This window comes from Shimia isoporae, assembly GCF_004346865.1.
Taxonomy (GTDB): domain Bacteria; phylum Pseudomonadota; class Alphaproteobacteria; order Rhodobacterales; family Rhodobacteraceae; genus Shimia; species Shimia isoporae.
Genome location: NZ_SMGR01000001.1, coordinates 890916 through 916680 on the forward strand (window position 1 = coordinate 890916; position 25765 = coordinate 916680).

27 protein-coding genes are annotated in these 25765 nt (G+C 56.5%); 18 read left to right on the forward strand and 9 right to left on the reverse strand.

Features of this window, described 5'->3' with window-relative positions:
* Positions 1-36: 36 nt before the first annotated feature.
* From BXY66_RS04355 to BXY66_RS04365, 3 genes are read left to right on the forward strand one after another with little or no spacing between them, the layout of a single operon-like run.
* The gene (locus tag BXY66_RS04355; protein ID WP_132858943.1) at positions 37-300 is read left to right on the forward strand and encodes a DUF6455 family protein; all 264 of its coding nucleotides are present in this window, start codon (positions 37-39) and stop codon (positions 298-300) included.
* Positions 297-572 carry a DUF6455 family protein gene (locus BXY66_RS04360; RefSeq protein ID WP_132858944.1) on the forward strand — a complete coding sequence of 92 codons (276 nt, stop codon included), beginning with the start codon at positions 297-299 and terminating at the stop codon, positions 570-572. Before BXY66_RS04355 ends, BXY66_RS04360 begins: the two co-directional genes overlap by 4 nt.
* Positions 569-841 carry a DUF6455 family protein gene (locus BXY66_RS04365; RefSeq protein ID WP_132858945.1) on the forward strand — a complete coding sequence of 91 codons (273 nt, stop codon included), beginning with the start codon at positions 569-571 and terminating at the stop codon, positions 839-841. Before BXY66_RS04360 ends, BXY66_RS04365 begins: the two co-directional genes overlap by 4 nt.
* Before the next feature lie 5 nt (positions 842-846).
* Here the strand turns inward: BXY66_RS04365 and BXY66_RS04370 are convergent, their stop codons facing one another.
* The 5 genes from BXY66_RS04370 to BXY66_RS04390 all read right to left on the reverse strand — a co-directional run bounded on the left by BXY66_RS04370 (position 847) and on the right by BXY66_RS04390 (position 4506).
* Complete coding sequence (locus tag BXY66_RS04370) at positions 847-1224, reverse strand: thiol-disulfide oxidoreductase DCC family protein (protein ID WP_132858946.1); 378 nt, start codon at positions 1222-1224, stop codon at positions 847-849.
* Positions 1225-1265: 41 nt separating this feature from the next.
* Positions 1266-2666: a 30S ribosomal protein S12 methylthiotransferase RimO gene (rimO, locus tag BXY66_RS04375; RefSeq protein WP_132858947.1), complete on the reverse strand. Its 1401-nt coding sequence runs from the start codon at positions 2664-2666 to the stop codon at positions 1266-1268.
* A gap of 99 nt (positions 2667-2765) precedes the next feature.
* The gene (gene arsC, locus BXY66_RS04380; protein ID WP_132858948.1) at positions 2766-3104 is read right to left on the reverse strand and encodes an arsenate reductase (glutaredoxin); all 339 of its coding nucleotides are present in this window, start codon (positions 3102-3104) and stop codon (positions 2766-2768) included.
* Positions 3101-4159 carry a quinone-dependent dihydroorotate dehydrogenase gene (locus tag BXY66_RS04385; protein ID WP_132860336.1) on the reverse strand — a complete coding sequence of 353 codons (1059 nt, stop codon included), beginning with the start codon at positions 4157-4159 and terminating at the stop codon, positions 3101-3103. The genes arsC and BXY66_RS04385 overlap by 4 nt, the downstream gene beginning before the upstream one ends.
* 5 nt (positions 4160-4164) lie before the next feature.
* The gene (locus BXY66_RS04390; protein WP_132858949.1) at positions 4165-4506 is read right to left on the reverse strand and encodes a DUF952 domain-containing protein; all 342 of its coding nucleotides are present in this window, start codon (positions 4504-4506) and stop codon (positions 4165-4167) included.
* A gap of 122 nt (positions 4507-4628) precedes the next feature.
* Between BXY66_RS04390 and BXY66_RS04395 the strand changes: the two genes are divergently transcribed.
* The gene (locus BXY66_RS04395; protein WP_132858950.1) at positions 4629-6191 is read left to right on the forward strand and encodes a bifunctional metallophosphatase/5'-nucleotidase; all 1563 of its coding nucleotides are present in this window, start codon (positions 4629-4631) and stop codon (positions 6189-6191) included.
* Positions 6192-6254: 63 nt separating this feature from the next.
* The gene (locus tag BXY66_RS04400; protein WP_132858951.1) at positions 6255-6560 is read left to right on the forward strand and encodes a DnaJ family domain-containing protein; all 306 of its coding nucleotides are present in this window, start codon (positions 6255-6257) and stop codon (positions 6558-6560) included.
* Between the two features lie 3 nt (positions 6561-6563).
* On the opposite strand, the gene BXY66_RS04405 is transcribed toward BXY66_RS04400, so the two are convergent.
* Positions 6564-8282 carry a tetratricopeptide repeat-containing sulfotransferase family protein gene (locus tag BXY66_RS04405; RefSeq protein ID WP_165929100.1) on the reverse strand — a complete coding sequence of 573 codons (1719 nt, stop codon included), beginning with the start codon at positions 8280-8282 and terminating at the stop codon, positions 6564-6566.
* Positions 8283-8407: 125 nt separating this feature from the next.
* On the opposite strand from BXY66_RS04405, the gene BXY66_RS04410 reads away from it, so the two are divergent.
* The 5 genes from BXY66_RS04410 to BXY66_RS04430 all read left to right on the forward strand — a co-directional run bounded on the left by BXY66_RS04410 (position 8408) and on the right by BXY66_RS04430 (position 14631).
* Positions 8408-9070 (forward strand): SOS response-associated peptidase, encoded by a 663-nt coding sequence (locus BXY66_RS04410; RefSeq protein WP_132860337.1) that lies wholly within the window; start codon positions 8408-8410, stop codon positions 9068-9070.
* 128 nt (positions 9071-9198) lie between these two features.
* Positions 9199-10020, forward strand: a complete 822-nt coding sequence (locus BXY66_RS04415; protein WP_132858953.1) for a bifunctional allantoicase/(S)-ureidoglycine aminohydrolase — start codon at positions 9199-9201, stop codon at positions 10018-10020.
* 29 nt (positions 10021-10049) lie between these two features.
* Positions 10050-11204 carry a DSD1 family PLP-dependent enzyme gene (locus BXY66_RS04420; RefSeq protein ID WP_132858954.1) on the forward strand — a complete coding sequence of 385 codons (1155 nt, stop codon included), beginning with the start codon at positions 10050-10052 and terminating at the stop codon, positions 11202-11204.
* Positions 11205-11325: 121 nt separating this feature from the next.
* Positions 11326-12324 carry a type I glyceraldehyde-3-phosphate dehydrogenase gene (locus tag BXY66_RS04425; protein WP_132858955.1) on the forward strand — a complete coding sequence of 333 codons (999 nt, stop codon included), beginning with the start codon at positions 11326-11328 and terminating at the stop codon, positions 12322-12324.
* A 30-nt stretch (positions 12325-12354) separates the two neighbouring features.
* Positions 12355-14631: an NADP-dependent malic enzyme gene (locus BXY66_RS04430; RefSeq protein ID WP_132858956.1), complete on the forward strand. Its 2277-nt coding sequence runs from the start codon at positions 12355-12357 to the stop codon at positions 14629-14631.
* 78 nt (positions 14632-14709) lie between these two features.
* Here BXY66_RS04430 and BXY66_RS04435 read toward each other — a convergent pair whose 3' ends face one another.
* Positions 14710-16482: an SLC13 family permease gene (locus BXY66_RS04435; protein ID WP_132858957.1), complete on the reverse strand. Its 1773-nt coding sequence runs from the start codon at positions 16480-16482 to the stop codon at positions 14710-14712.
* A 139-nt stretch (positions 16483-16621) separates the two neighbouring features.
* On the opposite strand from BXY66_RS04435, the gene BXY66_RS04440 reads away from it, so the two are divergent.
* The 3 genes from BXY66_RS04440 (at position 16622) to opgC (ending at position 19272) form a co-directional block, all read left to right on the forward strand.
* Entirely contained in the window at positions 16622-17362 is a 741-nt protein-coding gene (locus tag BXY66_RS04440) for a YebC/PmpR family DNA-binding transcriptional regulator (protein ID WP_132858958.1), read from the forward strand.
* 188 nt (positions 17363-17550) lie between these two features.
* Positions 17551-18081 (forward strand): YdeI/OmpD-associated family protein, encoded by a 531-nt coding sequence (locus BXY66_RS04445; protein WP_165929101.1) that lies wholly within the window; start codon positions 17551-17553, stop codon positions 18079-18081.
* Positions 18082-18186: 105 nt separating this feature from the next.
* Positions 18187-19272, forward strand: coding sequence for an OpgC domain-containing protein (gene opgC, locus BXY66_RS04450; RefSeq protein ID WP_132858960.1), 1086 nt, complete (start codon positions 18187-18189; stop codon positions 19270-19272).
* Here the strand turns inward: opgC and BXY66_RS04455 are convergent.
* Positions 19269-20144, reverse strand: coding sequence for a LysR family transcriptional regulator ArgP (locus BXY66_RS04455; protein ID WP_132858961.1), 876 nt, complete (start codon positions 20142-20144; stop codon positions 19269-19271). The genes opgC and BXY66_RS04455 overlap by 4 nt on opposite strands.
* A gap of 88 nt (positions 20145-20232) precedes the next feature.
* Between BXY66_RS04455 and BXY66_RS04460 the strand changes: the two genes are divergently transcribed.
* The 4 genes from BXY66_RS04460 to BXY66_RS04475 all read left to right on the forward strand — a co-directional run bounded on the left by BXY66_RS04460 (position 20233) and on the right by BXY66_RS04475 (position 23555).
* Positions 20233-20835 (forward strand): LysE/ArgO family amino acid transporter, encoded by a 603-nt coding sequence (locus BXY66_RS04460; protein WP_132858962.1) that lies wholly within the window; start codon positions 20233-20235, stop codon positions 20833-20835.
* A gap of 96 nt (positions 20836-20931) precedes the next feature.
* Entirely contained in the window at positions 20932-21864 is a 933-nt protein-coding gene (locus tag BXY66_RS04465) for a pirin family protein (protein ID WP_132858963.1), read from the forward strand.
* A gap of 72 nt (positions 21865-21936) precedes the next feature.
* The gene (locus BXY66_RS04470; protein WP_132858964.1) at positions 21937-22842 is read left to right on the forward strand and encodes a DMT family transporter; all 906 of its coding nucleotides are present in this window, start codon (positions 21937-21939) and stop codon (positions 22840-22842) included.
* 56 nt (positions 22843-22898) lie between these two features.
* Positions 22899-23555, forward strand: a complete 657-nt coding sequence (locus BXY66_RS04475) for a hypothetical protein (RefSeq protein WP_132858965.1) — start codon at positions 22899-22901, stop codon at positions 23553-23555.
* A 4-nt stretch (positions 23556-23559) separates the two neighbouring features.
* On the opposite strand, the gene betI is transcribed toward BXY66_RS04475, so the two are convergent.
* Positions 23560-24144, reverse strand: a complete 585-nt coding sequence (betI, locus tag BXY66_RS04480) for a choline-binding transcriptional repressor BetI (RefSeq protein ID WP_132858966.1) — start codon at positions 24142-24144, stop codon at positions 23560-23562.
* A gap of 163 nt (positions 24145-24307) precedes the next feature.
* On the opposite strand from betI, the gene betB reads away from it, so the two are divergent.
* A complete protein-coding gene (gene betB / locus BXY66_RS04485; RefSeq protein WP_132858967.1) occupies positions 24308-25759 on the forward strand; it encodes a betaine-aldehyde dehydrogenase in 1452 nt (483 codons plus the stop codon).
* The last annotated feature ends 6 nt before the right edge of the window (positions 25760-25765 follow it).

The following is a 25765-nucleotide window of genomic DNA, read 5'->3' on the forward strand; positions in this document are numbered from 1 at the left end:
GGGTGGTATGCGCTGTCCTGTCAAAAGGAGAGCGCAATGCCAAAGGCCCAAAATCTCAGACGTCATGTGGCGCTGATGGACAATGCCGCCCGTCGGGTCGGCATGGATCTTCAGGAAGCTGCCATTCGTGGCGCTTTGCGTGTGGACGAGATATCCGACGCGGTTGTGCGTTGTACGAATTGTCCGAAGCCCGACGCCTGCGAAGCATGGCTAATGAAAGGCCCAGGCACAAAAGGCGATTTGCCGGAGTTTTGCCGGAACAAGGTGATGTTTTCCCGTGTCGGCGCGGTGCTGACATGAAACCACTGGGGAAGGCACCAGAGCACCTGATGAAAATCCGCTCCATGGCCAAAGTGGCCGGTGCTGATTTGCAAGGCGCAGCGGAGGACGGTGTTTTGTCACAGGAAGACTGGGCCCGGATGGTTGAAAAATGTCGAGCGTGCGATTGGGATGAAGGCTGCGCCCGGTTTCTGGCGCGTGGGCGCTTAGAGGGACCTGTGGATATTCCGGAGGGGTGTGTGAACCGCGACCGGCTCATGGAGTTGGCCGCAACAAATGGTGAAGAAGAATGACGGCACAGATTGCCCACCTAGGCGACCCCGCTACACATTTTTGGCTGACGCGTTCCATGGCACGCGTTGTGGGGGTCTCGTTCTCTGAAGCGATGGCAACGGGCGTCATGAGCGCCGCAGACTATGCCCAGATGGTCACACGTTGCCGCCAATGCCCCTATGTGCAGGACTGTCAGGCATGGCTCGGGGCGCAGCAGGGCGTCTCTGCATGTGCGCCTGAATTTTGTCGCCATGCGAAAACGTTGAGCGATCTGATCGACGCGGTCTAACCGCGTCAGGCAGAGGACGCTTGAGCCATCCTGCGTTTGTGCCGCTTGTATAGGGCAGGTGCCAATGCGCGATCATAGACGAATGCCGCAATTGTGCGCACAATAGGGAGGCCAACCAGTTTGGCCAGCCATTGGTATCGCGGCATTTCATTCCACAAAACGATAAACGCCGGTACGCCTGAAAAGAGCTGCCCTTCGTGTGCAACATGCAGGCGCCGCGCGGCGTCTTCTGCATCTATTCCCCACTGAGAAAGTGCATCGGAGTTGAGGTCGTCAAACCTGATCGTGAGGTTCTGTTTTTCGGAATAGGTGCGGTAGTGACAGATTTCCGCGTTACAGACCGGACATTGGGCGTTGAAGAGTACGCGTGTTTCTGAGGGCATTACGTTTCCGACTGTTGATACAGAGTGGATACGCTGCGCGATCAGTTTTGGCTCAGCCGGCGCCCCCAAAGATCATATTCGCCTGCTTCGTCGACTTCGACGGAAACGATGTCACCGACCTTTAAGCCATCGGTGTCTTCGTCGATGAAAAGGTTGCCATCGATTTCAGGCGCATCGGCTTTGGTTCTGCAAGTCGCGATGCCGTCTTCGTCGATATCGTCCACAATAACATCCGTCACCTGGCCAACCTTTGCCGCAAGCTTGGCTTCGGAAATGGCTTGTGCTTTTTCCATGAAACGCTCCCAGCGTTCTTGTTTAACCTCGGCGGGGACATGGTCAGGCAGGTCGTTGGAGCGGGCTCCGTCTACGTTTTCATATTGGAAACATCCGACGCGATCGAGTTGGGCTTCGTCCATCCACTCGAGAAGATGCTGGAACTCTGCTTCGGTTTCTCCGGGATATCCGACGATGAAAGTCGAACGCAGAGTGATGTCCGGACAGATGTCGCGCCATGCCGCGATTTCGGTGAGCGTTTTGGATGTATGCGCAGGCCGGGCCATGCGCTTGAGGGTATCCGGGTGGCTGTGCTGAAACGGAATGTCCAGATAAGGCAAGATCAGGCCATCAGCCATTAGCGGAACCAGGTCGCGTACATGCGGGTAGGGGTACACGTAGTGCAGGCGCACCCAAGCGTCGAATTGACCGAGTTCGCGTGCCAGATCGGTGATATGACTGCGTACTTCGCGGTCTTTCCAAGGGTGGGTCGAGTATTTGCGATCCAAACCATATGCCGATGTGTCCTGTGAAATCACCAGGAGTTCGCGCACACCGTTTTCAACCAGCTTTTCTGCCTCGCGCAGCACCGCGTGGACCGGGCGAGACGCCAATTTGCCGCGCATGTCGGGAATGATGCAGAATTTGCACTTGTGATTACAGCCTTCCGAGATTTTCAAATAGCTGTAGTGGCGGGGCGTGAGGCTGACACCTGAAGCGGGAAGCAAATCTACAAAAGGATCAGGCGACGGTGGCACCGCGCCGTGGACGGCGTCCAGAACCTGCTCGTATTGATGAGGACCGGTGACGGCGAGCACTTTGGGGTGCGCGCCGGTGATGTATTCGGGTTCAGCGCCCAGACAACCGGTCACAATCACCTTGCCGTTTTCTTGAATGGCTTCGCCGATCGCTTCCAAACTTTCCGCTTTGGCCGAGTCCAGAAAGCCGCAGGTGTTCACGATCACTGCGTCCGCGCCTGAGTAATCTGGCGAGACGCCATATCCTTCCGCGCGCAGGCGGGTCAGAATGCGTTCACTGTCCACCAGTGCCTTCGGGCAGCCCAGCGACACCATGCCTATGGTCGGCTGTCCCGGACGGCTGTCGCCGGTCACGGTGGCGCGGGCGAGATCTGGGCGAAGGTCGGGCGGATTGCTGGAAGACTGGCTCATGCGCGGCATATAGGCGAGTGTGCCCCGTTTGGCAAAGGGGGAAAGGTTCAGGCCGTTTGGCCTGAACGGGACACATCCGGGAGATGCAAACGAATCCGGTCAGAGAATGTTCAGAACTGCCTCAGGTGGACGCCCGATTGCAGCTTTGTCTCCGTGAATGACAATAGGTCGTTCGATCAGGATTGGGTTTTCGGCCATAGCTGCCAATAACACCGCTTCGTCGTCGGATTTGGACAAGCCAAGTTCCTTGAACAGCTTTTCCTTGGGGCGCATCATGTCGATGACCGAAACACCTAGTCGCACGCGCATTTTTTCAAGCTCGTCCAGCGAAGGCGTATCCTCAAGGTAGCGGCGAACGGAGACGTCGCCCTTGCCTTCGATCAGCGCCAGCGTTTGCCGTGACTTTGTGCAGCGCGGATTGTGCCAGATTGTGATCAAAGCCAGTCCCCCCGCTTGGTCCCAATGGCGTCGGCCACATTGGCAAAGCCGTCCCGTTCCAGAAGCGCGTCAAGGCCGCGAACGATATCCTCACCGAGCGAGAACCCGCCAAAGACCAGAGCGGTGTAGACCTGAACCGCCGACGCGCCCGCACAGATTTTTGCGTAGGCATCTTCCGCAGAACTTACGCCGCCCACGCCGATCAAAGGCAGTTCGCCGTCTGTCAGTTGGCTTAGTCGGGCCAGAACGCGCGTAGATTTCTCAAACAACGGTTTGCCAGAAAGCCCGCCAGCCTCGGATTTTTGCGGATTGAGCACGCCATCGCGCGACAATGTGGTGTTCGTCGCGATCACTGCATCAACACCGCTTTCAATCGCCACCTCGGCAATTTCGGAAAGTTCTCCATCGCTCAGGTCAGGCGCAATTTTCAGGAAGACCGGAATTTTGCGTGCGAGCTTATCGCGCGTTTGCATGACACCCGCCAGCAGCGCGGAAAGTGCCGCCTTGCCTTGCAGATCCCTCAGTTTTTCAGTGTTGGGGCTGGAAACGTTCACGGTCGCAAAATCGAGATGTGCACCACAATGCGCCAGCACCTTTGCAAAGTCAGCAGCGCGATCGTTGCTGTCTTTGTTGGCTCCGAGGTTCAAGCCGATCACGCCTTGTGCGGGGCGGTTTGCAAGGCGCTTCGCAATAGCTTCCATGCCGTCGTTGTTAAAGCCGAAGCGATTGATTGCGGCTTTATCTTCCATGAGGCGAAACAGGCGGGGCTTGGGATTTCCGGGTTGCGCTCGCGGGGTGGCCGCGCCGACCTCGGCAAAGCCGAAACCGGACACAGACAATCCTTTGAGCGCGGTTGCGTTTTTGTCGAAACCCGCTGCGATTCCCACCGGATTTGGCAAATCAAGTCCAGCAAGAGACGAGCGCAATCGTGGCGATGTGATCGTTCCGGGGGCATGTGCCAAACCGAGTTGTAAGGCTTTGATGGCCAATCCGTGGGACACTTCAGGATCCACGCTGCGCAGAGCCTTCATGCCCAATTGCTCCATCGAGCGCATCAGTGTCATGTGATCACTCCAGCCGGAAATTGGTGACTGCCGTCTACCAGCGGAAGGGGCTGCGCCCATGACACATCCGAGAGACGCAATTCCCGATAAAGATGCGGGAAGTCCGCGCCGCCTCGGGATTTCTCCCATTTGAGAGCGTCGCCCAGAGTTGCCGCTTCAACACAGAGCAAAAACAAGTCTTCCTCACCGGCGAAGTGTTTGTCTGCGGTCTCGGTGACTTGTTCCGACGTTGAAAAATGAACATAGCCGTCAGCTACATCGATCGGCGCACCGGCCGTTTGGCCATCTGCGCGCAAGGCCGCCCATTCGTCGGCACGGAAGATCTTGAAAATCAGCATGCTGCTCAAATGCCTTGCACTAGCAGTCAGGTCAAGTTGCCTAGGCGGTGTTATGCCTTTGACATCACAGGTGGTTAGATTGCACGATATTGACTGAATGATAAAAACAGAGGGGGATTCCCATGATTTCCAGATTGATGACCGGAGCCGCTGCGCTGGCCGTGACAGCAGGCATGGCCGCCGCAGAGTATAAGCTTCACGTCGTACACATTAATGACCTACACAGCCGGATTGAGCCGATTAACAAATACGACTCAACCTGCAAAGCAGAGGACAATGCCGAAGGTAAGTGCTTTGGCGGCTATGCCCGGGTGGCGACCAAAATTGCCGAGTTGCGCGCGCAATTGGCAGATGAAAACCTGATCGTTCTGGACGCTGGAGACCAGTATCAGGGCTCTCTGATGTACACGACCTACAAAGGCGACGTGGAAATCGAGATGGCCGAGAAGGTTGGCTTTGATGCGATGGCCGTGGGCAACCACGAATTTGACGACGGTCCGGAAGGCCTTTTGAAGCTGATCGAGGGTGTGTCTTTCCCTGTGATTTCCGGCAACCTTGATGTGAGCAAATCCAACGTGCTTGCGGGCAAGGTGCAGAACCACGTCGTGCTCGAGGTCGGTGGTGAAAAAATTGGGATCATTTCGGCGCTTGCGACAGATACTGCCGAGACTTCCAGCCCAGGCGAAGCTGTGATTTTTCAGGATGAAATCCAATCATTGCAAGCCGATGTCGATGCGCTGACAGCGGAAGGTGTCACAAAAATTATCGCGCTGAACCACGTTGGCGTGAAAAAGGACATGGAAATCGCGGAAGCTGTGAAAGGCGTCGATGCGGTTGTAGGAGGCCATAGCCACACCAAGTTCTCCAACACCGAAGAAGGCGCGATGGCCTATCCGACGATGGTTGGAGGCGTACCAGTGGTACAGGCCTATGCCTATTCCAAATACGTTGGTCATTTGGTGCTGACCTTTGACGACGAGGGCAATGTGACGTCCGCGACGGGCGACACGATCCTGCTGGATGCTTCGGTTGCCGAAGATCCGGAAATCGTCGCGCGTGTTGCCGAATTGGCAGGCCCGATTGACGAGATGAAAAACCGTGTTGTTGCAGAAGCAGCCGAGGCCATCGACGGCGAACGCGGCTCTTGCCGGGCTATGGAATGCGCAATGGGCAACCTGGTGGCGGACGCCATGCTAGACCGCGTGAAGGATCAAGGTATCCAGATCGCTATTCAGAACGGGGGCGGTTTGCGCGCGTCCATCGACGCAGGTGAAATCACCATGGGTGAAGTGCTGACTGTTCTGCCGTTCCAGAACACTCTGTCCACCTTTGAAGTTACCGGTGAAGCAATCGTGGCTGCGCTGGAGAACGGTGTGTCGAAGCACGAGGAGGGCGCCGGCCGCTTTGCTCAGGTTGCGGGCATGACCTATGCCTTTGACGTGACCCGCCCTGTTGGTAGCCGCGTGAGCGACGTCATGGTTGGTGGTGAGCCAATCGAGCTTGGCAAAGTTTATGGCGTTGTGTCCAACAACTATGTGCGGAACGGTGGTGACGGCTACAAAATGTTCCGTGCCGCGCAGAACGCATACGACTTTGGCCCCGACCTTGCAGACGTGACTGCCGAATATCTGGCAGCCAACGGCCCGTTCAAGCCGATGCTAGATGGACGCATTACTGCGAAGTAGGGAAACTTGCTTGACGAGTTAGGCCCTCGCCAGGAAACTGGCGGGGGTTTTTTGTGAGGGGCCATGGATCATCCGCTCATCGATCTGATAAATCAGAAAATCCGGGATGCCGAGGCGGCTGGTGAATTCGACGACCTGCAAGGTTCCGGCAAGCCGTTGCCGCGCCATGACGATCCCGAAAACGCACTGATAAACCGCCTCATGGAGGAAAATGGTGCAGTGCCTGAATTTGTTTCCTTGTCGCGTGAACTGAGCAAACTGAGGGACGAGTTGAGGGAAACCGGCGACCGCACAAAACGGTCTGAGATCATGAAAGAGATGTCGATGATGGAGGCGCGCATTGACCTTGCCCGAAAAGGCGGTCGGTGAAGGCTAGTCGAGGTCCGGCCACAGGTCTGGATCAAGGTTGTCGACAAGGGGCCGCATCAAGTCGGCGTGCGCCCGCCACTTACCGAGTGAACGGGTATGGATTTCGCTTCTCACTTCGCTGATTGAGGCGGTTGCTACTGACTGTGGATTGGTCTCAGGCCGCGCCATTGCTGGCTCCCATTCAAGATCGCAAAAGGAAGCAAGGTGTCGCGTCGCGGCCTCCGGATCTTTCACAAGATCCGCATACTTGATCGACACAAAACGCTGGCCCAACTGAGTTTCCCATAGTTGAGTGTACTTGCGGTAGTTATTTAAGGCGTGCGCAATCCAGCGCATGTCCGAAGTGTAATATGTCCGCCATCCTGACAAATGCCGTTGCCACATAGAGAAGGCAATTTCACGTGGGTCACGGCAGATGTTGATAAAGCGGGCCTCTGGGAAACACTCTGCGATTTTTCCGGCTGTCTCGTATTGCCCCGGTGTCTTGTCAACGACCGCCTGCGTTCCAGCTGGCAAGTCTGGCATTTCGTTTACGTAGTGACTTGCAAGCGCGATAGGGTCCGCTTCAAAGTCATCGAAACGGGTGTTGATCCCGAACTCACCCAAACCCTGAACTCTGGAGTGATTGGATATCATCAGTTCGGCAAGAGTTGTCCCGGACCGCGGCATGCCGATCACAAAAATCTTGGTGATCGATGAGGCTTGCGCGTGGCTCTCGAACGACGTGGGGTTTTTCTCAGACCAGTTCAGGGCAGCTTTGAAGTCGGCATCCGCCCGTTTTCGATCATACGGTAGCGCACGAGCGCGCCGCACGTTGGACACTTGAAATTGCTCCAGGGCAGCGTCTGTTTTACCCTGTTTTAGCAGGGCCTTAGCCAAAGAGAGTTCAATCGCAGCACGTTGTTCTTCCGACAGGTTTTTGTCTTTCAGGGCCTTTTCGCAGACCAACCTCAAAGAAGGTATTTCGTCTTCGCTGGAGATCTCTACGAGCGAAGAAATCGAGTCGTCGTGAGCAGGCGTTGTCTTGATAATGCGTTGGAAATTCCGTTTGGCAGCCTCAAATTGCGCCAGTTGCGACTGTAGCAATGCCAAACTGTAGCGGTAATCCACATTTTCAGGCGCGAGTTTCACGGCTTTGCCGAAGGCGGCGGTCGCGTCTTCGAACCGGTGGAGTTCATTCAGGGCAGATCCGTAGTTTCCGTGTGCCTCAGCGTTCATCGGTGCGGCCAAGGTGACCTTCTCAAACTCAGCGCAAGCCTCTCGGAAGTTGCGCATCTCGAAAAGGATCAAGGCCAGAAAGCTACGGGCTTGTGTGTTTTCCGGAGCGATGGCGATGGCACGTTGAGCGTTCCCAAGCGCAGCCTCAAGTGATCCAAGTTCCAGTTGAGTGCCTGCGGCAAGCAGCGATAGTTGAACGTCTGTCGGGGATGCATCCAGCCATTTTGAAAGAAGAGAATTGGCTTTCTCCGTTTGGTCGAGAGACACCAGAGTACCGATCAGATGTTGCCGGATTTCCAAATCGCCGGGAGTTGCCTTGTTTGCCTCCGCAAGAAATTTGAGCGCTTCTTTCGGTCTCCCAGACAGGCGTAGCGCGACGCCGGCAAACTTCCGGAATGCAGGTTCTTTCGGATATTTTTTTACGCTCTGGCGTGCTTGCTTTGCCGCGGAAACGAAGTCGCCGGCCTTCAATTTGGCAAAAATAGCCTGCAGTTGCGCTTGCACCAAAACTTCCCCCGGTCGCGAGACTTCAAGTCATTGATATTAGGTCTCGCTCACGAGTGCCAGAGTTTGGGGGACCCATTGGCTTGAGCGGTGACATTCAAGCTCGAGGTTGGCATTTTGGAAAAATGTGCGGACGATTTGCGATCACTCTCCCGACCGATGCCATGGCGCAGCTGTTCTCGGCCGTGCCGGCCAACAACTTGCCTGCGGTGCCAAACTACAACGTATGTCCAACCACTCAGGTTCACGTCGTGTTGGGGGCTGCGGAAACTGAGCGGCGCTTGGTGTCAATGCGCTGGGGTTTTTTACCGAAGTGGTACAAGTCTCCAACCGACGGGCCGCTGCTGATCAATGCGCGTGCGGAGACAATTGCAGAGAAGCCTGCGTTTCGAACGGCTTGCCGGGAGCGGCGATGCCTGATCCCCGTAACGGGATTTTATGAATGGACCAAAGACGACGATGGAACGCGATGGCCGTGGTACATTCACGGCGCCGAAACTTTGGCACTGGCTGGTGTTTGGCAGGAGTGGGGGCCCGAGGAGGCTCGACAAGTAACCTGCGCGATAGTGACAACAGGTGCCAACCAAACCATGTCACAGGTGCATCACCGCATGCCTGTTGTTATTGACGAAGGTGACTGGGGACTTTGGTTGGGTGAGCAGGGACACGGGGCTGCGACCCTGATGAAAGCTGCGGAAGAAGACCTTTTGTCATTTCATCAAGTTGACAGGGCTGTGAATTCCAATCGCGCGTCGGGAGCAGAATTGATAAATCCGATTGAGGCGTAATCTATTGGAAACGCCGAAAGGACGCCGGAGCATTTTCAAGAAATGTGGAACAATCCTTCAGGGGGATATGGGCTGGCGTTCCGCCCCTTAGAACGGATGATGAGACCAGTGTTTCAAGGAGTGTCTGAATGTCTCGTTCGTCGTATTTTGCACCCAAGGGTGGTTTGCCGCCGCAGACCCAGCTTTTGACCGATAGGGCCATGTTCACCGAGAGTTTTGCGGTGATCCCCAAAGGCACAATGACAGACATCGTGACGTCGAACTTGCCGTTCTGGACGGATACCCGCGTCTGGGTGATTGCCCGTCCAATGAGCGGGTTTTCGGAGACGTTTTCGCATTATATCGTTGAAGTCGCGCCGGGTGGCGGTAGCGAAAAACCGGAGTTGGACGCGCAAGCACAGGGCGTGCTGTTCGTTGTGGAAGGGACAGCGGTTTTGCATATTGGCACGTCGCGCCATGAGTTGACCGAGGGCGGATATGCCTATCTTCCGGCGGGACAGGAATGGCACCTCAAAAATGAAAGCGCCGCGCCGGTCAAGTTCCACTGGATTCGAAAGGCCTATGAAGCTGTGGATGGAATCGATGCGCCTGACGCCTTCGTCACGTCCGATCATGAAGTTGATCCAATTGCGATGCCTGATACCGATGGGCGCTGGGCTACGACGCGGTTTGTCGATCCGGACGACATGCGCCACGACATGCACGTAAACATCGTGACATTTGAACCTGGCGGCGTGATCCCGTTCCTGGAAACGCATGTCATGGAACATGGGTTGTATGTGCTTGAGGGCAAAGCGGTTTATCGACTTAATCAGGACTGGGTCGAAGTTGAAGCCGGTGATTATATGTGGCTGCGCGCCTTTTGCCCGCAGGCCTGCTACGCCGGTGGTCCGGCGAAGTTCCGCTACTTGCTGTACAAGGACGTGAACCGGCACATGAAACTCCGCTAAGGTTCCCGCAGGCAACGGAGGTGGCGAACATGGCTGAGTTGGAAGAACTGGAACTCGGGTACGATATTCCTGCGCGTGTTGGCATGTCCGAAGAAGAGGTTTTCACACCTGCGCTTGTTCTGGATCTGGATGCGTTGGAGCGCAACATTTCTAAAATGGGAAACTTTGTCCGTGCTCATGGTCTGCGCCATCGCGTTCATGGCAAGATGCATAAGTCCGTGGACGTCGCAAAGCTGCAAATCGAGCTAGGCGGTGCAGCCGGAGTTTGTTGCCAGAAGGTCAGCGAGGCGGAAGCCTTTGTGAGAGGTGGCATCTCAGATGTTCTGATAAGCAACCAAGTGCGCGATCCAAGGATGATTGAGCGCTTGGCGCGTCTACCGAAGCTCGGGGCAACTGTCAGTGTTTGCATTGATGACCTACGCAATGTGAGCGAGCTATCAGCTGCTGCAGAGAGTGCTGGTACAGAGCTTCAGGCCTTTGTCGAGATTGACTGTGGAGCCGGTCGATGCGGCGTTTCAAGTGCGCAGGATGCTGTCGAAATTGCGCAAGCGATCGAGATTGCAGACGGTCTGAGTTTTGTGGGTATTCAGGCCTATCAAGGGGCAATGCAGCATCTGGAGACGTTTGACGAACGCAAGTCCGCCGCGGAAGCTGCGCATGGTATCGTGCGCCGCGTTTTGGACGCTCTGCGAAATGCTGGACTTGACCCCAACCTTGTAACGGGCGGCGGAACCGGTTCGTTCCAATTCGAAAGCGCCTCGGGGCTCTATGGCGAACTGCAATGCGGGTCTTACGCATTTATGGACGCTGACTATGGGCGGTTGCTGAACGAAGATGGCGAACGGTTGGATGAAGGCTCATGGGAAAACGCGCTGTTCGTGTTGAGTTCCGTAATGAGCACGGCGCGTCGTGGCCAAGCAGTTGTGGATGCGGGGCTCAAGGCAATGAGCATGGAAAGTGGACTGCCGTTGGTCGCGACCAAAGAGGGGCTCACATACGTTGAAGCGTCCGACGAGCATGGCACCATCTCCGACCTGGACAATGTTCTATCAGCGACCGACAAAGTCCGACTCGTTCCCGGGCATTGTGACCCGACGTGCAATCTCCACGACTGGTATGTCGGGGTGCGAAATGGGGTTGTCGAATGTCTTTGGCCCGTGACCGCAAGGGGCAAAGTCTTCTGAAGTTCAAACGTTGCGGAATGATTGCGCTAACACCATCTTCTGCGGCGATTTCGCTCCCCATTAAGGGTGGTCTTTTGCCTGCAAACCCTATCAATTGGCCTTTCAGGAAAGGACCAGTGCGATGAGCGCGCCGAAGATCAAGATATTCATCAACGGGTTTGGCCGGATCGGCCGGACTGTTTTGCGCATCCTGGCGCAAGGCGCGCACTCCCAGTTCGACGTCGTAGGGATTAACGATATCGAGTCTTTGCAGACCTGTGCCTACCTTTTTGAATACGACAGTGTTTTTGGCGCTTACCGAGGAGAGGTGATCGCGGAAGACGGGATGCTTGCCGTTGACGGCTTGCACATTCCCTTTCATGCCGAGCAAGACCTGAGCGCAATGGATCTGAGCGATGTTGACGTTGTTCTGGAATGCACCGGGATGGCTGGTGCCAGAGCCGTGGCGGAGCGTGGCTTGGCGGCAGGCGCAGGAGCTGTGTTGATTTCAGGACCGTCCGATGAGGCGGATGTGACAATCGTGATGGGGGCCAACGAGGGTGACCTCCAAGATCAGAAAATCGTTTCCAACGCATCCTGCACGACAAACGCGCTCGCGCCGCTTCTGCGGGTACTTGATCAGAATTTTGGACTTATCAGCGGGCATATGACGACGGTGCACTGTTATACGGGCAGCCAGCCAACAGTGGATAAGCCGCGGGCTGATTTGGCGCGTAGCCGCGCGGCCGCGCTTTCTATGGTGCCGACTACAACATCTGCGCAACGCATGATCGATAAGGTTTTGCCGGCTCTAAAGGGACGGGTAGAAGCGCGGGCGATCCGCGTGCCTACGGCGTCTGTATCAGCAATTGACTTGACCATTCAGGCCGAAAAAGCCGTTTCTGTAGAGGCGGTTAATTCAGCCTTGCGAGCGGAAGCGGAGAATACGCATCTGATAGGCTGGACCGAGAAACCTCTCGTGAGCACGGATCTTCGGGCGCGGCCCGAATCCTTGGTTCTTAGCGGGCCGGAAACGTCGGTGTCCGTAGGCGGGTTGCTTCGGGTTTTCGGGTGGTATGACAACGAATGGGGCTTTTCCAATCGCATGTTGGATATGGCCGAGCGAATGGGGCGGCGGTAACGCCGGGCGAGGGGATTTCGGAGAGGAAAGATGAGCAACACCAAGGATCAGGATCGCGCACGTCAGGCGGCGCTGGATTATCACGAATTTCCAAAGCCGGGTAAGCTTGAGATCCGTGCGACCAAGCCAATGGCGACTGGACGGGATCTGAGCCGGGCATACAGCCCCGGCGTGGCGGAGGCCTGCGTCGAGATCGAGAAGAACCCCGCAGATGCAACAAGGTATACATCCAAAGGTAACCTTGTCGCGGTGATCTCGAACGGAACAGCCGTGCTTGGTTTGGGTAATATCGGTGCCCAGGCAAGTAAGCCCGTGATGGAAGGCAAAGCCGTCTTATTCAAAAAATTTGCTGGCATTGATTGCTTTGACATTGAAGTGAACGAGCCTGATCCGGAAAAACTTGCCGATCTCGTGTGCCGGCTGGAGCCAACCTTTGGGGCTGTGAACCTTGAGGACATCAAAGCGCCTGACTGTTTTCTGGTGGAACGCATTTGCAAAGAGCGGATGAATATTCCGGTGTTCCACGATGACCAGCACGGTACTGCTATCGTTGCAGCCGCGGCTGCCTACAACGCTTTGATTGTGGCCAAGAAAAAGGTCGAGGAAATCAAGGTTGTCGCGCTGGGAGCGGGCGCAGCAGGAATCGCCTGTCTGAAGATGCTGATGACCATGGGCGTCCAGCACGAAAACATCCTTATGCTGGACAGCAAGGGTGTTGTGCACACGCAACGCAATGATCTGTCGCCCGAGAAAGCCGAGTTTGCACAACCGACTGACAAGCGTACCACCATGGAGGCCATGGAAGGCGCAGACCTTTTCCTAGGGGTGTCCGGTCCGGGGCTTCTAACGAAGGAAATGGTAGAGCAGATGGCGGATGATCCGATCATCTTTGCGCTGGCCAACCCGACGCCCGAAATCATGCCGGAAGAAGCCCGTGAAGCGGCTCCCGGAGCGCTGATTGCCACGGGGCGGTCCGACTATCCGAACCAGGTAAACAACGTGCTGTGTTTCCCGTTCATCTTCCGCGGTGCCTTGGATGTCGGCGCGACGGAAATCAACGATGCGATGAAACTGGCATGCGTTGAGGCGATTGCTGGGCTTGCACGGGAAACGACCAGTGCCGAAGTGGGTGTGGCCTACCGTGGTGAAACGCTGACATTCGGGCCCAACTATCTGATTCCAAAACCATTTGATCCGCGTCTGCTGCCGACTGTGGCCGTTGCTGTAGCCAAGGCGGCGATGGACAGCGAGGTCGCGAGCAAGCCGATTGATTTGCACGCGTACGAGGAAAAACTGCGCGCTCAGGTGTTCCGTTCTTCGATGATCATGCGGCCTGTATACGAAGCGGCAAGCATGTCCCGGCGCCGTATCATCTTTGCCGAGGGTGAAGATGAGAGGGTGCTGAGAACGGCGCAGGCGATGCTTGAGGACACGGTTGATACACCGGTTCTAATCGGGCGTCCCGAAGTGGTTGCGCACCGCCTTGAAAAGGCAGGGCTCAAAATCAAACCGGGCGTGGATTTCGAATTGATCAACCCCGAGCAGGACGAGCGGTATCGCGACTATTGGACGACGTATCACAGCAAGCTGCGCCGCAAGGGTGTCAGCCCGGATAACGCCAAGGCGATCCTGCGGACAAACGCAACCGCGATTGCTGCTGTGGCAGTGGAACGGGGCGACGCCGATAGCATGATCTGCGGCACCTTTGGAGAGTATCGCTGGCATCTTCGTTACGTGACAGAAATGTTGCAAAACAAGGAGTTGCACCCGGTTGGGTCACTGTCACTGATAATTCTCGACAAAGGACCTCTGTTCCTTGCGGACACGCACATCCACATTGAACCGACTGCGGAGCAAGTGGCCGAAACCGTGATTGCGGCAGCGCGCCATGTACGCCGGTTCGGGGTCGATCCCAAGATTGCGCTGTGTTCGGGAAGCCAGTTTGGTAACCTGGACAGCCATTCCGGCCGCGTGATGCGTGGTGCATTGGATGTTTTGGACCAGTACGAACATGACTTTGAATACGAAGGGGAAATGCACACGGATGCGGCCCTTGATCCAGAGCTGCGCGACCGACTTTTCCCGGGTGGCCGCTTGAATGGGAAGGCCAACGTGTTGGTCTATTCAAACACGGATGCGGCGGGCGCGACCCGCAATATTCTGAAGTCTGTCGCTGACGGTCTGGAGGTTGGGCCTATTCTGATGGGAATGGGCAACCGCGCGCATATTGTGACGCCTTCGATCACGGTTCGCGGTTTGATGAATATGGCGGCACTGGCTGGCACTACGGTGTCAACTTACGGATGACCGGGGGTCGTCTGTAAAACGACGGCATAGCGTCGGTGAGACTAAATGGGGCAGGGTGCACGCACCTCTGCCCCTTTCTTACATTGGCCAGAACACGAGGATGGCGGGGATCGAGACTGCCACGACGAGGATTTCCAGCGGCAACCCCATCCTCCAGTAGTCGCCAAAGCGGTAGCCGCCGGGGCCAAGGATCAGCGTATTGTTCTTGTGGCCTATTGGCGTCAGGAAGGCAGAGCTGGCCGCGACAGCCACTGCCATCAGAAACGGGTCGGCAGAGACGCCAAGTGTATTTGCCATCTGAATGCCGACAGGCGCGGCGACGATCGTGGTCGCAGTGTTGTTCAAAACGTCTGACAGTGTCATTGTCACGAGCATCAGGACCGTCAAAACTGCCCATGCCGGAAGGCCGGATGTGAGATCGACCAACCCGTTTGCGATGAGGGAAGTACCGCCCGAACTGTCCAGCGCAGCGCCCAGCGGGATCATAGACCCGAGCAGCACCACCACCGGCCATTCGATGTGCGTGTATAGTTCCGAGATCGGCACGATTTTGGCCAAGACGTAAGCCACGACCACCAATCCAAGCGCCACAGGAAGATAGATCAAGCCCAGTGAGGCGGCGGCAACTGCGCCAACAAACAGCCCAATCGCCAGCCACATTTTGCCGTTGGCGGTGACGACGAGGCCACGGTCAGCGAGCGGCAGACATCCAAGCCAATCTGTGACGTCGGCGCCGCGATTTTTCTGGACGAGGATCAGGAGAATGTCGCCGGGTTGCACAACCGTTTTTCGGATTTGGGTCCGGATGCGGCGACCTTCGCGTGAAATCCCCATAAGAACCGCGCCCTGACGCCACGCCAGACCAAGAGCCTGCGCCGACTTGCCTGCTATTCGGGCGTTGTCGGGCACCACGACTTCGATGATGTCCAGCCCGTCTCCGGCAGCCTTGAGATGCTCCTCGCGTTTCTGGTCGGAAAAGTTAAGGGAGAGGGCGGATCTAAACTCGTCCAGAGCGTCCGGCGATGCCTCAAGAACCAGTGCATCGCCTTCCTGTAGTATTGAGTTGCGCGCAGCGCCATAGCGGCGTTTGCCGTCTCGCATCAGGCCGATCACATTGACGTCGGCGTCTTCGGCGTCGCTTTCCAGTTCCGCGAGGCGCTTTCCGATCAATCTGCTTTCGGCAGGGACCGTGAGCTCGGCAATGTATTGCCCAATTTCAGCGGCTTTTTTTCCGGCGTCGTCGCGTGCGGGGATTAAGCGCCAGCCGATCAAGGCGACAAAGGCGAGGCCAACGATCGCGGTGATACCGCCGACCGGCGCGAAGTCGAACATGCCGAAGGGTTCCCCAGTGGCTTCCTCGCGGATTGAGGCGATGATGATGTTGGGTGGGGTACCAATCAAGGTGGCCATGCCGCCAAGAATGGTGGCGAAGCTAAGCGGCATAAGCGATTTGGCGGGGCTGCGGCCTGCCTTGCGGGCGGTCTGGATGTCGACGGGCATCAGGAGCGCAAGGGCGGCCACGTTGTTCATAAATGCAGAAAGTACGGCGCCGATGCTGCCAATGATGGCGATGTGTGCGCCCAGAGACCGCGCGCTGTCCACCAGAGTTCGCGTGATCAAGAAGACGGCGCCGGAGCGCACGAGCCCGGCCGAGACCACAAGAACCAAAGCCACAATCAGGGTGGCGGGGTGGCCGAAGCCGGAAAAGGCATCCTTGGTAGGCACAACGCCAAGAACAACGCCGGCCATAAGTGCGGCGAAGGCCACCAGATCATACCGGAAGCGGCCCCAGAGAAGCATCGCAAAGACAAGTCCAAAAAGGCTGAAAAGGATGATCTGGTCGGTGGTCATGGAAATGTGCCTGCTTGCAATCTTGTTGCGCGGAGTCAATCCCAGCACGCCCCATAAAGCAAGCGGGTTGCGACCCTTGTGGACCTTGACGTATAGAGACCCCTGACACGCGAAAAGCCAAGATATCCGGAGGCAATCCATGGCCGGCCACAGTAAATGGGCAAACATTCAGCACCGCAAAGGGCGTCAGGACGCTGCGCGCTCGAAGCTGTTTTCTAAACTTGCAAAAGAGATCACCGTGGCTGCCAAGATGGGCGACCCTGATCCTGAGAAAAACCCGCGCCTGCGTCTGGCCGTGAAAGAAGCCAAAAGCCAGTCTGTCCCCAAGGATGTGATCGAACGCGCGATCAAGAAATCTGTGGCAGGTGAAGGCGACGACTACGAAGAAATCCGCTATGAGGGTTATGGCCCCAACGGCGTCGCAGTGATCGTCGAGGCTATGACCGACAACCGCAATCGCACAGCATCGACTGTGCGTTCCACCTTCTCGAAAAACGGTGGCAACCTTGGCGAAACCGGGTCTGTTGGCTTTATGTTCGAGCGCAAGGGTGAAGTGACCTACAACGCGGAAGCGGGCGATGCCGATAGCATCTTTGAGGCCGCCATCGAGGCCGGTGCCGAGGACGTGGAAAGCTCTGAGGAAGGTCACATAATCTGGTGTGAGGATACGGATCTGAACGAAGTGTCCAATGCGCTGGAGGCATCGCTGGGTGAATCAGAAAGCACCAAGCTGGTGTGGAAGCCGACCACGACTACCGAAATGGATCTTGAAGGCATGCAGAAGCTGATGAAGCTGATCGACGCCTTGGAAGATGATGACGACGTTCAGCGCGTTACTGCGAATTTTGAGGCTTCTGACGAGGTCATGGAGCAACTCTGAGTTCGGAATGCACGGCGAACTGCTAGAAAACCCAGTCAAAATCGCTGGGTTTTTTGCTTTTTGTCGCTTTTGTCGATTTTTTTTGGTCCGGTTTCCCTTACCCTGCGTAATGAGTTCTAGATGCGTTTACCGGAAGGGATGGAATGGACGCGGACAAGTTCGACCGGGTGGAAATTACGAATTCTCAAATGCTGTGGGACTGGTTGGAAGCCAATGCGAGCAGGCGGAGCAGCTTGTGGCTTGTGACTTACAAACGACATCAGGGCGCAGCGTATGTGTCCCGTGATGAAGTGCTGGATGCACTGGTGGCGTTTGGCTGGATTGACGGGCGGCGAATGGCGTTGGACGATGCACGAACGATGCAGCTTATCGGGCCGCGGAAGCAGAACGCCTGGGCGGAAAGCTACTGCGAACGTGCAGAGCGACTGATCGAAAATGGATGGATGCGTCCTCGCGGGCTGCAGGCGGTGACGGAAGCCAAGGAAGCGGGTCTCTGGCGGGCGTCTCCTCATGTCGACAAACTGGTAGTACCCGAGGATTTGGCACAAGCGCTGGCAATCGTCGGTGGTGCGCGTGCGCTATGGGACGCGGCGCCGCCTGCCTATCGCCGCAACGTGCTGCGATGGATCGACAATGCCCGCAAGTCGGACACAAGAGCCCGCAGGGTGGCGGTGGTCGTAGACACAACCGCCCGCAACCAGCGTGTGCCGCAGATGTAACACTGCCCGTGTTGCGCGGAGTCCGCGCCCCCGTTTCGCCGTAATTACATGATTTACCAAGCGTCAAGTGATCTTGGTTAATGGTTGATTACAGGTGGACCGGTGATGCGGTTTGATCTTTTGGACGGGGTGCGCGGGCATCTGCTATTTATGATGATGCTGGCGCATTTGGCGGCTCAGCCCGGTATGAGCTACCTTTATGATGTGCATCATACACGGATTATCCAGTTGCTGGATGCCGAGTTTCTGGTGTTTCTTTCCGGCCTGCTTGTGGGGATCCTCTATGTGACAAAGTTCCGGACACCGGAACGGCTTGGCACCTTTCTGGGACAGCGGATCAACAAAATATATGCGTATTACCTTTTGTCAGCGGGGCCTTTCCTGATTTTTATCTTGATGGAGAGAGCAGGGCCGATTGCCTATCTGTTCGGGCTGGGCGAGGTCGCGGTATTGCAGAATGGTGGTGCATACTCAGACATTTTGCCAATTTACATCGTCTGCTTCACGTTGCTTTGGGCGGGGCGGTGGTTGTTGCGTTGGCGGGCACCATGGCTGCTTCTGGTGCCGTCTGGAGCACTCTACGCGGTTAGCCTTTTTGACTACGGCGGTGGAATTTTCGGGTGGGGACAGCGGTACCTCGTTTTTGACCTTGTGGCGTGGCAGTTCCTGTTTTGCATTGCCTTTGTCTGTGGCTACAAGTTTCGTGCAGTTCTGGATTGGATCAACGGGTTGAGCCCGCGTGCCTTTGGGCTGCTTTTTGTTGTGACGGCCATTGCCGCGTTGGGGCAAAGATGGGCATTTGTTTATCCGCCTGTTGGAAGTTTGCCTGCGGATGTGGCGGATAACTGGCCGCGCATGCATTTGCATCCTGTGCATGTACTTCGCACTTTGGCCGTGGTGGCCTTCGTAACCGTGGCGATGACAAGGTCTATGCGCGGGACCGGCTGGGTGACTCGCGTTTTAAGGTGGTACTTCAGCCTGCCTTTGCTGCGATATTGCGGAATTTGGGCGATACAGATGTTTGTGATCCACGTGTATCTGATTGCCGGATTTACCTACGTTCGGCCATCGCTGAATGGCCAGGAGGCCTTGTGGCTTGCGGTTGTTGCGCAGGCGGTATTCATGGCGTTGCCGTGGCTGATTCACAAAGCTGTTTTGCTGCCTTTGTTTGTCAAACGATCGAATGCCTAAGACAGCGCGGCGCGGGCGGTCTGCTTGATAGCTTGTGTGAGCGGTTCAAGTGCCGGTCGAAGCAAGCGGGTCGATTGCCAGAACAGGGGTGTTGCAAGGGGCGCATTGGGTAGCAAGGGTACAAGTGTTCCATTTGCCAAATGCGGAGCCACGAGAGGCGCCGGATTCATGCCCCACCCCAACCCCAGAAGGCAGGCATCCACGAACCCGCTCGAGGATGGCAGCCTGTGGCTAGGTGGTGTGGGGGCTGCACCGAGGTACTTGCCCATCCAAATTTGCTGAAGGCGGTCCTTGGGGTCAAAAACCAGCATCGGCGCCTTTGAAATGGCTGCGGCTGTTACTCCATCCGGAAAGTGGCGCGCGACAAAGGCGGGGCTTGCGGAGGCGACGTAGTCCATATCCCCCAATGGCAGGCTGTCGCAACCGGCGACCGGCGCTTCGTGCGAAGTGACAGCCGCGACGACTTCTCCGCGGCGCAGCCAGTCAGCAGAGAAGTCCTGATCATCGACCACCAGATCGAACAACAGGTCGGGTACTCTGGCGATGGCGGGTAAAACCCAAGTGGCAAGACTGTCGGCAGTGACTGCGATTCGTAGACGCGCGGAGCGAGGCGTTAGGGCATCCAGGTCACGGGCCAAAGCGTTTTCAAGCATACCTACCTGATCCAGGTGAGCGGCGAGTCTGCGTCCTGTTTCTGTGCCTTCGCAGGGTTGACCGCGCTTCACCAAAGGCGTGCCTGCTCGGTCTTCAAGCGCCTTGAGGCGCTGGGACACAGCCGATTGGGTAATACCTAACTCGCTCGCGGCCCCTTCGAAGGAGCCATTGCGCAGAATGGCTGAAAGTGCCGCCAGTTGAGCGTAATCAATGTTCATTAGTATCTCTAATGCCTGTGAAGATGTTTTAATTTGAGTAATTCGCAGGCGCGCTTTAGTCAAACCGTGCAAACGATGGAGAGACAGGATGTTTGAGGCAGCGGGCGCAGGATTTGCTCTGGGGTTTTCCCTCATAATGGCGATCGGCGCACAGAATGCGTTTGTTTTGCGTCAAGGCTTGCGTGGGCAGTACGTGCTGCCGCTGGTTCTGACATGTGCGATTTCTGACGCAATCCTGATCACCGCAGGCGTGGCTGGCTTTGGCGGGTTGATTTCCGCCAATCCATGGGCGCTCAATCTTGTTCGTTGGGGTGGAGCTGCCTTTCTTTTTGTTTACGGCGCCATGAATTTCCGGGCCGCATTTCAGGGGGGGGACAAACTTGATGACAAGGGTGGAACGGCAGGGTCGTTAAAGGCCGCGCTGGTCACCTGTCTGACGCTGACCTGGGCAAATCCACACGTGTATCTGGACACAGTCGTTCTGCTTGGAGGCATTTCGGCGCAATATGATCCAAGTTGGGCGTTTGGTATTGGCGCGGTCCTATCGAGCTTTGTGTTTTTCTTCTCGCTTGGTTTTGGGGCCCGTCTTTTGCGCCCGATTTTTACAAGTTCCCAAGCTTGGCGCGTACTGGATGTCGTCGTTGGCACGACCATGTGGGTGATTGCAGCGAGCCTCGTTTTCTCGTTCTAGAGGGCTGCGAATTCGCACATACCCTGTTGATGGGTGGGTGTTTTGTGCGTCCGTGCGTATGGCATATTGTAAGCACAGCAACCAGTGGAGGACGTTATGAGCTGGAACCCGTCGCTTGACCCAACAATGCCCGACACTACAAATCTCGACTCGATCGAAACCGTTATTGTGCCCCGCGCGCGGGATCTGGGCGGGTTTGAAGTACGCCGCGCCCTCCCTGCTCCGAAACGACAGATGGTTGGGCCATTCATTTTTTTCGATCAGGCAGGGCCTGCGGAGTTCATCACAGGTTCTGGAGTAGACGTCCGGCCACATCCGCACATTGGCCTTGGCACTGTCACATATCTCTACAAGGGCGAGTTCGAGCACCGCGACAGCCTTGGGACACACCAGATGATCTATCCGGGTGAAGTAAACTGGATGGTGGCGGGCAACGGTGTGACGCATTCGGAACGCACCAGCGAAGAAACACGTAAAGCGCCGTCAAGTCTGTTCGGTATTCAGACCTGGATTGCTTTGCCGGAAGATCGTGAAGACGATCCCGCAATGTTTGAGCATCATGGCAAGGAAGCGCTTCCATTTCTGGAAGGCGAGGGAAAACAGCTCCGCCTGATCCTCGGGAATGCTTGGGGCGAACGTGCCCCGGTTACGATGATGTCCGAAACATTCTATGCAGACGTGATCTTGCAGGCGGGTGCGAAACTCCCGATGCCTGACGATCACGAGGACCGTGGGCTCTATGTTTCGGAAGGCTCGGTTGAAATAGCTGGCGAAGTGTTTGAAGCGGGTCGCATGATGGTGTTCCGCCCAGGTGATGCGATCACGGTTACGGCCGGTCCTGCCGGCGCGCGATTGATGGCGCTGGGCGGCGAGACAATGAATGGGCCGCGACATATTTGGTGGAACTTTGTGAGTTCTTCCAAAGAGAAGATCGAAGCGGCCAAACAGGCTTGGGCCGAAGGGGATTGGGAACACGGGCGCTTCCAGCTTCCTCCCGGTGACGATGCGGAGTTTATTCCTTTGCCCTAAAACATAAAATCCTAAAGTCGTTAACCTGTTTGCTATCTCGACATTCCTGATCTGCCATGATCCATTGCGGCCATGGCAGATCAGCACGCACATAATCCGGTTAAGGGCGTTTTTTGGATGCTCGTTACAGGGCTGTGCTTTGTCGCTGTGACGGCGTTGGTCAAAATGGTCGGTCCGAGGTTGCCGGCTGCGGAAACAGCGTTTCTTCGATATGCGCTAGGCATCGTTTTTCTCATCCCCATGATCCGGCCGATTTTGCAGGCCAACCTGACCAAGCGGCAGGTAGGCTTGTTTGCGTCACGTGGCGTGATGCACACGGCTGGAGTGGTGCTCTGGTTTTACGCGATGGCGCGCATTCCCATCGCTGAGGTCACCGCGATGAATTACCTGTCCCCGGTGTATGTGACTGTTGGCGCTGCGCTTTTTCTTGGGGAGAAGCTGGCGGCGCGGAGGATTTTCGCCGTGGCGATGGCCTTGATTGGAGTGCTGATCATTCTACGCCCCGGATTTCGTGAACTGAGTTCCGGGCACATCGCGATGCTGGGAACGGCATTGTCGTTTGCCGGCGGGTATCTGATCGCCAAAATCCTGAGTGAAGAGGTCAGCGCGACGGTGGTCGTCGGGATGTTGTCAGTGACGGTGACAATTGGTTTGGCGCCTTTGGCCGCTGCGGTTTGGGTGACGCCGACGGCGTCGGAATTGGCAATCTTGTTCGCTGTTGCATGCTTCGCCACGGCAGGGCACTACACGATGACACTGGCCTTTGCCGCGGCACCGGTGACCGTCACGCAACCTGTCAGTTTTTTGCAGATGGTTTGGGCGGTTTTGTTGGGCTGGGTTGTGTTTCAGGAGGAGCCTGACTTCTGGGTTATTGTTGGTGCAGGTGTGATAATCGCCGCCATTAGTTTCATGACGTGGCGCGAGGCTGTGATAAAGCGCAGACAGGTGACGCCGCTGGTTGGGCAGACCAAGGTCTAGGCTGTCTTTGCGTTTTGTTCCCAAGGCGTTAGTCTCTCGCGTAAAGGGAGAGCAGGATGAAGAGATCAACACTTTTTTCGGCAGTTGCCGGGCTGGTGCCTATGGCAGCGGTGGCGGGCAACATGATGGTCGATACGGGCGAGGAGATGGGCACGCACGGGGACCCTTACGAAGGCGCCGTGTTGCTGCAGGAATGTATTTTTGAAGCCGAAGAGCCTTATTGCAGCTTTATTGCCGGTGGGGCGACCTTTTATGCGACCTGGGAGGCTCCGACACCCGGGTATGTGTTGGAGGCAATCGGTACGCTCTATCAGAATGCGCCGTTGATGCTGCGGGCGGACATCATTTCCTTGGGGGATGTGTCGGCCGATATCGCCATCCACAGTTTTGAGCTGGATCCAGATCTGGATTGGTTTGCGGAAACCCGCGGTTTTTTGCAAGGGCAATGGATGCTCGCGGCAAATCCGAAATACCAGAGCCACGTGGATGGCTCTAACGTGACCGAATACGCGGATGGCCAGGTTCAGTCGGAATATGTGATGGAGCTGGCACACACCTGCAACGGTGCCAATGAACAAGGGCCGGTGTTGATCGCCTGGGCCAATCCGTGGGACGATCCGGCTTGTTTGATCCTCGACACGGTCACGCCTGAACAGATCCGGGCGCGTCTTGTGGGCGGGGACGGAGCGCAGGCGATTTACATTCGTCCGTGAGGCGTCAGGCCGCGTTGTCCAGCATCAGCATGGCAAAGCGGCGAGCCTCGGCGCGGGCTGCGGCAGCATCAAGGGCTTCGTTGGCTTGCGCGGCCTCCAACCAAACACCATCCATATAACTTTGAAGAGCTTCGCGCACGATTTCGCGTCGGCTGTCAGGCAGCAGGCTCCGGAGTTCGGCACGGAAGTGGCTGGTCACGCGGGCACGGTTGATGCGGTGCAGGCGTGACAGGCTGTCAACATAGGGGGCATTGGCCCAGAATTGCATCCAGATGGAACACTGCTCGATTGTATAGAGCCGATCGGAAAAGTTGGCGTCGATCACGGCCATAAGCCGGTCTAGCGGCGTTTCGGCATTGGCATAGCGCTCAAGCTGCGCTTCTTTCAGGAGTGTCAACATGCGCCGCATGGTGGCCTCCATCAGTTTTTCCTTTGAGCCGAAATAGTAGTTGATCGAGGCAGCGGACGCGCCGGCTTCGGCTGCGATTTCTGCCATAGTGACAGCGGCATAGCCGCGTTTATGCACAGCCGTCACGGTGGCGTGGATCAACTCTTCATGTCGGATATCGCGGATACGTGTTCGGCCCATGGCGCTACTTTGACGGGAGCGGGCCCTCGGCGCAATATTGTGGGTCAAATAAATTTTTTAAATGACCATTTAAAAATTTGTTGGCCAATGCTACGGTTTGGATCGCCGGAGAGATTCCGGTGAATTGGGGTGCCTGAGAAAGGCCATTTGCAAGGAGCGCGCGATGCAGCTGCAACCGACTGCGAGCCATTTTATTGGCGGCGAATACGTTGAGGATAAAACCGGCACACCGATTGAAATTGTCTATCCGGCGACCGGCGAAGTGATTGGTACTGTCTATGCCGCCACCACTGACATTATCGAGCGTGCGCTGGAAAGTGCGAAGGCTGGTCAAAAGATCTGGGCCGCGATGTCCGGCCGCGAACGGGGGCGTATTATGACACGCGCCGCGGCGATGATCATGGAGCGCAACCACGACCTTTCCGTTCTGGAAACCTATGATACTGGTAAGCCCTATCAGGAAACCATCGCGGTGGATGCCACCAGCGGTGCGGACGCGCTGGAGTATTTTGGTGGTCTGGCTGCGACACTGACCGGCGAGCACATACCGCTGGGCGAAGACTGGGTGTACACGGTGCGTGAACCGTTGGGGGTTTGTGTCGGTATTGGTGCCTGGAATTATCCGACGCAGATTGCGTGCTGGAAAGGGGCCCCCGCACTGGCTTGCGGAAACGCAATGGTGTTCAAACCCTCGGAAACCACACCGATGTGCGCTCTGAAAGTGGCCGAAATCCTGCATGAGGCTGGCCTTCCTGCAGGTGTCTATAACGTTGTACAGGGGATGGGAGAGGTTGGAGCTGCGCTGGTCAATGATCCGCGCGTAGACAAAGTGTCTCTGACCGGGTCTGTACCAACGGGCAAGAAGGTCTATTCCGCCGCGGCCAGCCACATGAAGCACGTGACGATGGAATTGGGCGGCAAGTCACCATTGATCATCTTTGATGATGCGGATGTCGAGAACGCCGTGGGCGGAGCCATTTTGGGAAATTTTTACAGCTCTGGACAGGTGTGCAGCAACGGAACACGGGTTTTTGTTCAAAAGGGGATCAAGGAGGCCTTCCTTGCGCGACTTTCAGAGCGGCTTGAGGGCGCCGTGATCGGCGATCCGTTGGACGAAGCCACATCATTTGGACCGATGGTCAGTGAACGACAAATGGAGATAGTTCTTGGGTATATGGCCAAGGGCTCCGAAGAAGGCGCGCGACTGGTCTGCGGCGGAAACCGGTTGGATCGCGAGGGTTTCTATCTCGAACCCACAGTTTTTGCGGACGTGACCGATGGCATGACCATCGCGCGTGAGGAAATTTTCGGGCCGGTAATGTCGGTGCTCGATTTCGAAACTGAGGAAGAAGTCATCGAGCGGGCCAACGCCACGGAGTTCGGTCTTTCGGCGGGTGTCTTTACGTCTGATTTGAGCCGTGGCCACCGAGTGATCGGAAAATTGGAAGCGGGCAGCTGCTTCATCAACTCCTACAACGACGCGCCCGTGGAAGCACCGTTTGGCGGGGTGAAAAACAGTGGCGTCGGACGCGAGAACTCCAAGGAAGCGATCAACCACTACAGTCAGGTCAAAAGTGTCTACGTGCGCATGGGCGATGTCGAGGCTCCGTTTTGATGCGGT

Bases quoted from the DNA above. Each gene is read 5' to 3' on its own strand.
- BXY66_RS04370 (WP_132858946.1), bottom strand. From the start codon at position 1,224: ATGCCCTCAGAAACACGCGTACTCTTCAACGCCCAATGTCCGGTCTGT.
- rimO (WP_132858947.1), bottom strand. From the start codon at position 2,666: ATGAGCCAGTCTTCCAGCAATCCGCCCGACCTTCGCCCAGATCTCGCC.
- BXY66_RS04355 (WP_132858943.1), top strand. From the start codon at position 37: ATGCCAAAGGCCCAAAATCTCAGACGTCATGTGGCGCTGATGGACAAT.
- BXY66_RS04410 (WP_132860337.1), top strand. From the start codon at position 8,408: ATGTGCGGACGATTTGCGATCACTCTCCCGACCGATGCCATGGCGCAG.
- BXY66_RS04440 (WP_132858958.1), top strand. From the start codon at position 16,622: ATGGCCGGCCACAGTAAATGGGCAAACATTCAGCACCGCAAAGGGCGT.
- BXY66_RS04395 (WP_132858950.1), top strand. From the start codon at position 4,629: ATGATTTCCAGATTGATGACCGGAGCCGCTGCGCTGGCCGTGACAGCA.
- BXY66_RS04445 (WP_165929101.1), top strand. From the start codon at position 17,551: ATGCTGTGGGACTGGTTGGAAGCCAATGCGAGCAGGCGGAGCAGCTTG.
- BXY66_RS04475 (WP_132858965.1), top strand. From the start codon at position 22,899: ATGAAGAGATCAACACTTTTTTCGGCAGTTGCCGGGCTGGTGCCTATG.
- BXY66_RS04460 (WP_132858962.1), top strand. From the start codon at position 20,233: ATGTTTGAGGCAGCGGGCGCAGGATTTGCTCTGGGGTTTTCCCTCATA.
- BXY66_RS04400 (WP_132858951.1), top strand. From the start codon at position 6,255: ATGGATCATCCGCTCATCGATCTGATAAATCAGAAAATCCGGGATGCC.
- BXY66_RS04425 (WP_132858955.1), top strand. From the start codon at position 11,326: ATGAGCGCGCCGAAGATCAAGATATTCATCAACGGGTTTGGCCGGATC.
- BXY66_RS04455 (WP_132858961.1), bottom strand. From the start codon at position 20,144: ATGAACATTGATTACGCTCAACTGGCGGCACTTTCAGCCATTCTGCGC.
- BXY66_RS04470 (WP_132858964.1), top strand. From the start codon at position 21,937: ATGGCAGATCAGCACGCACATAATCCGGTTAAGGGCGTTTTTTGGATG.
- betB (WP_132858967.1), top strand. From the start codon at position 24,308: ATGCAGCTGCAACCGACTGCGAGCCATTTTATTGGCGGCGAATACGTT.
- BXY66_RS04415 (WP_132858953.1), top strand. From the start codon at position 9,199: ATGTCTCGTTCGTCGTATTTTGCACCCAAGGGTGGTTTGCCGCCGCAG.
- BXY66_RS04390 (WP_132858949.1), bottom strand. From the start codon at position 4,506: ATGCTGATTTTCAAGATCTTCCGTGCCGACGAATGGGCGGCCTTGCGC.
- BXY66_RS04360 (WP_132858944.1), top strand. From the start codon at position 297: ATGAAACCACTGGGGAAGGCACCAGAGCACCTGATGAAAATCCGCTCC.
- BXY66_RS04435 (WP_132858957.1), bottom strand. From the start codon at position 16,482: ATGACCACCGACCAGATCATCCTTTTCAGCCTTTTTGGACTTGTCTTT.
- opgC (WP_132858960.1), top strand. From the start codon at position 18,187: ATGCGGTTTGATCTTTTGGACGGGGTGCGCGGGCATCTGCTATTTATG.
- BXY66_RS04365 (WP_132858945.1), top strand. From the start codon at position 569: ATGACGGCACAGATTGCCCACCTAGGCGACCCCGCTACACATTTTTGG.
- BXY66_RS04420 (WP_132858954.1), top strand. From the start codon at position 10,050: ATGGCTGAGTTGGAAGAACTGGAACTCGGGTACGATATTCCTGCGCGT.
- BXY66_RS04385 (WP_132860336.1), bottom strand. From the start codon at position 4,159: ATGCGCTCGATGGAGCAATTGGGCATGAAGGCTCTGCGCAGCGTGGAT.
- BXY66_RS04430 (WP_132858956.1), top strand. From the start codon at position 12,355: ATGAGCAACACCAAGGATCAGGATCGCGCACGTCAGGCGGCGCTGGAT.
- BXY66_RS04465 (WP_132858963.1), top strand. From the start codon at position 20,932: ATGAGCTGGAACCCGTCGCTTGACCCAACAATGCCCGACACTACAAAT.
- betI (WP_132858966.1), bottom strand. From the start codon at position 24,144: ATGGGCCGAACACGTATCCGCGATATCCGACATGAAGAGTTGATCCAC.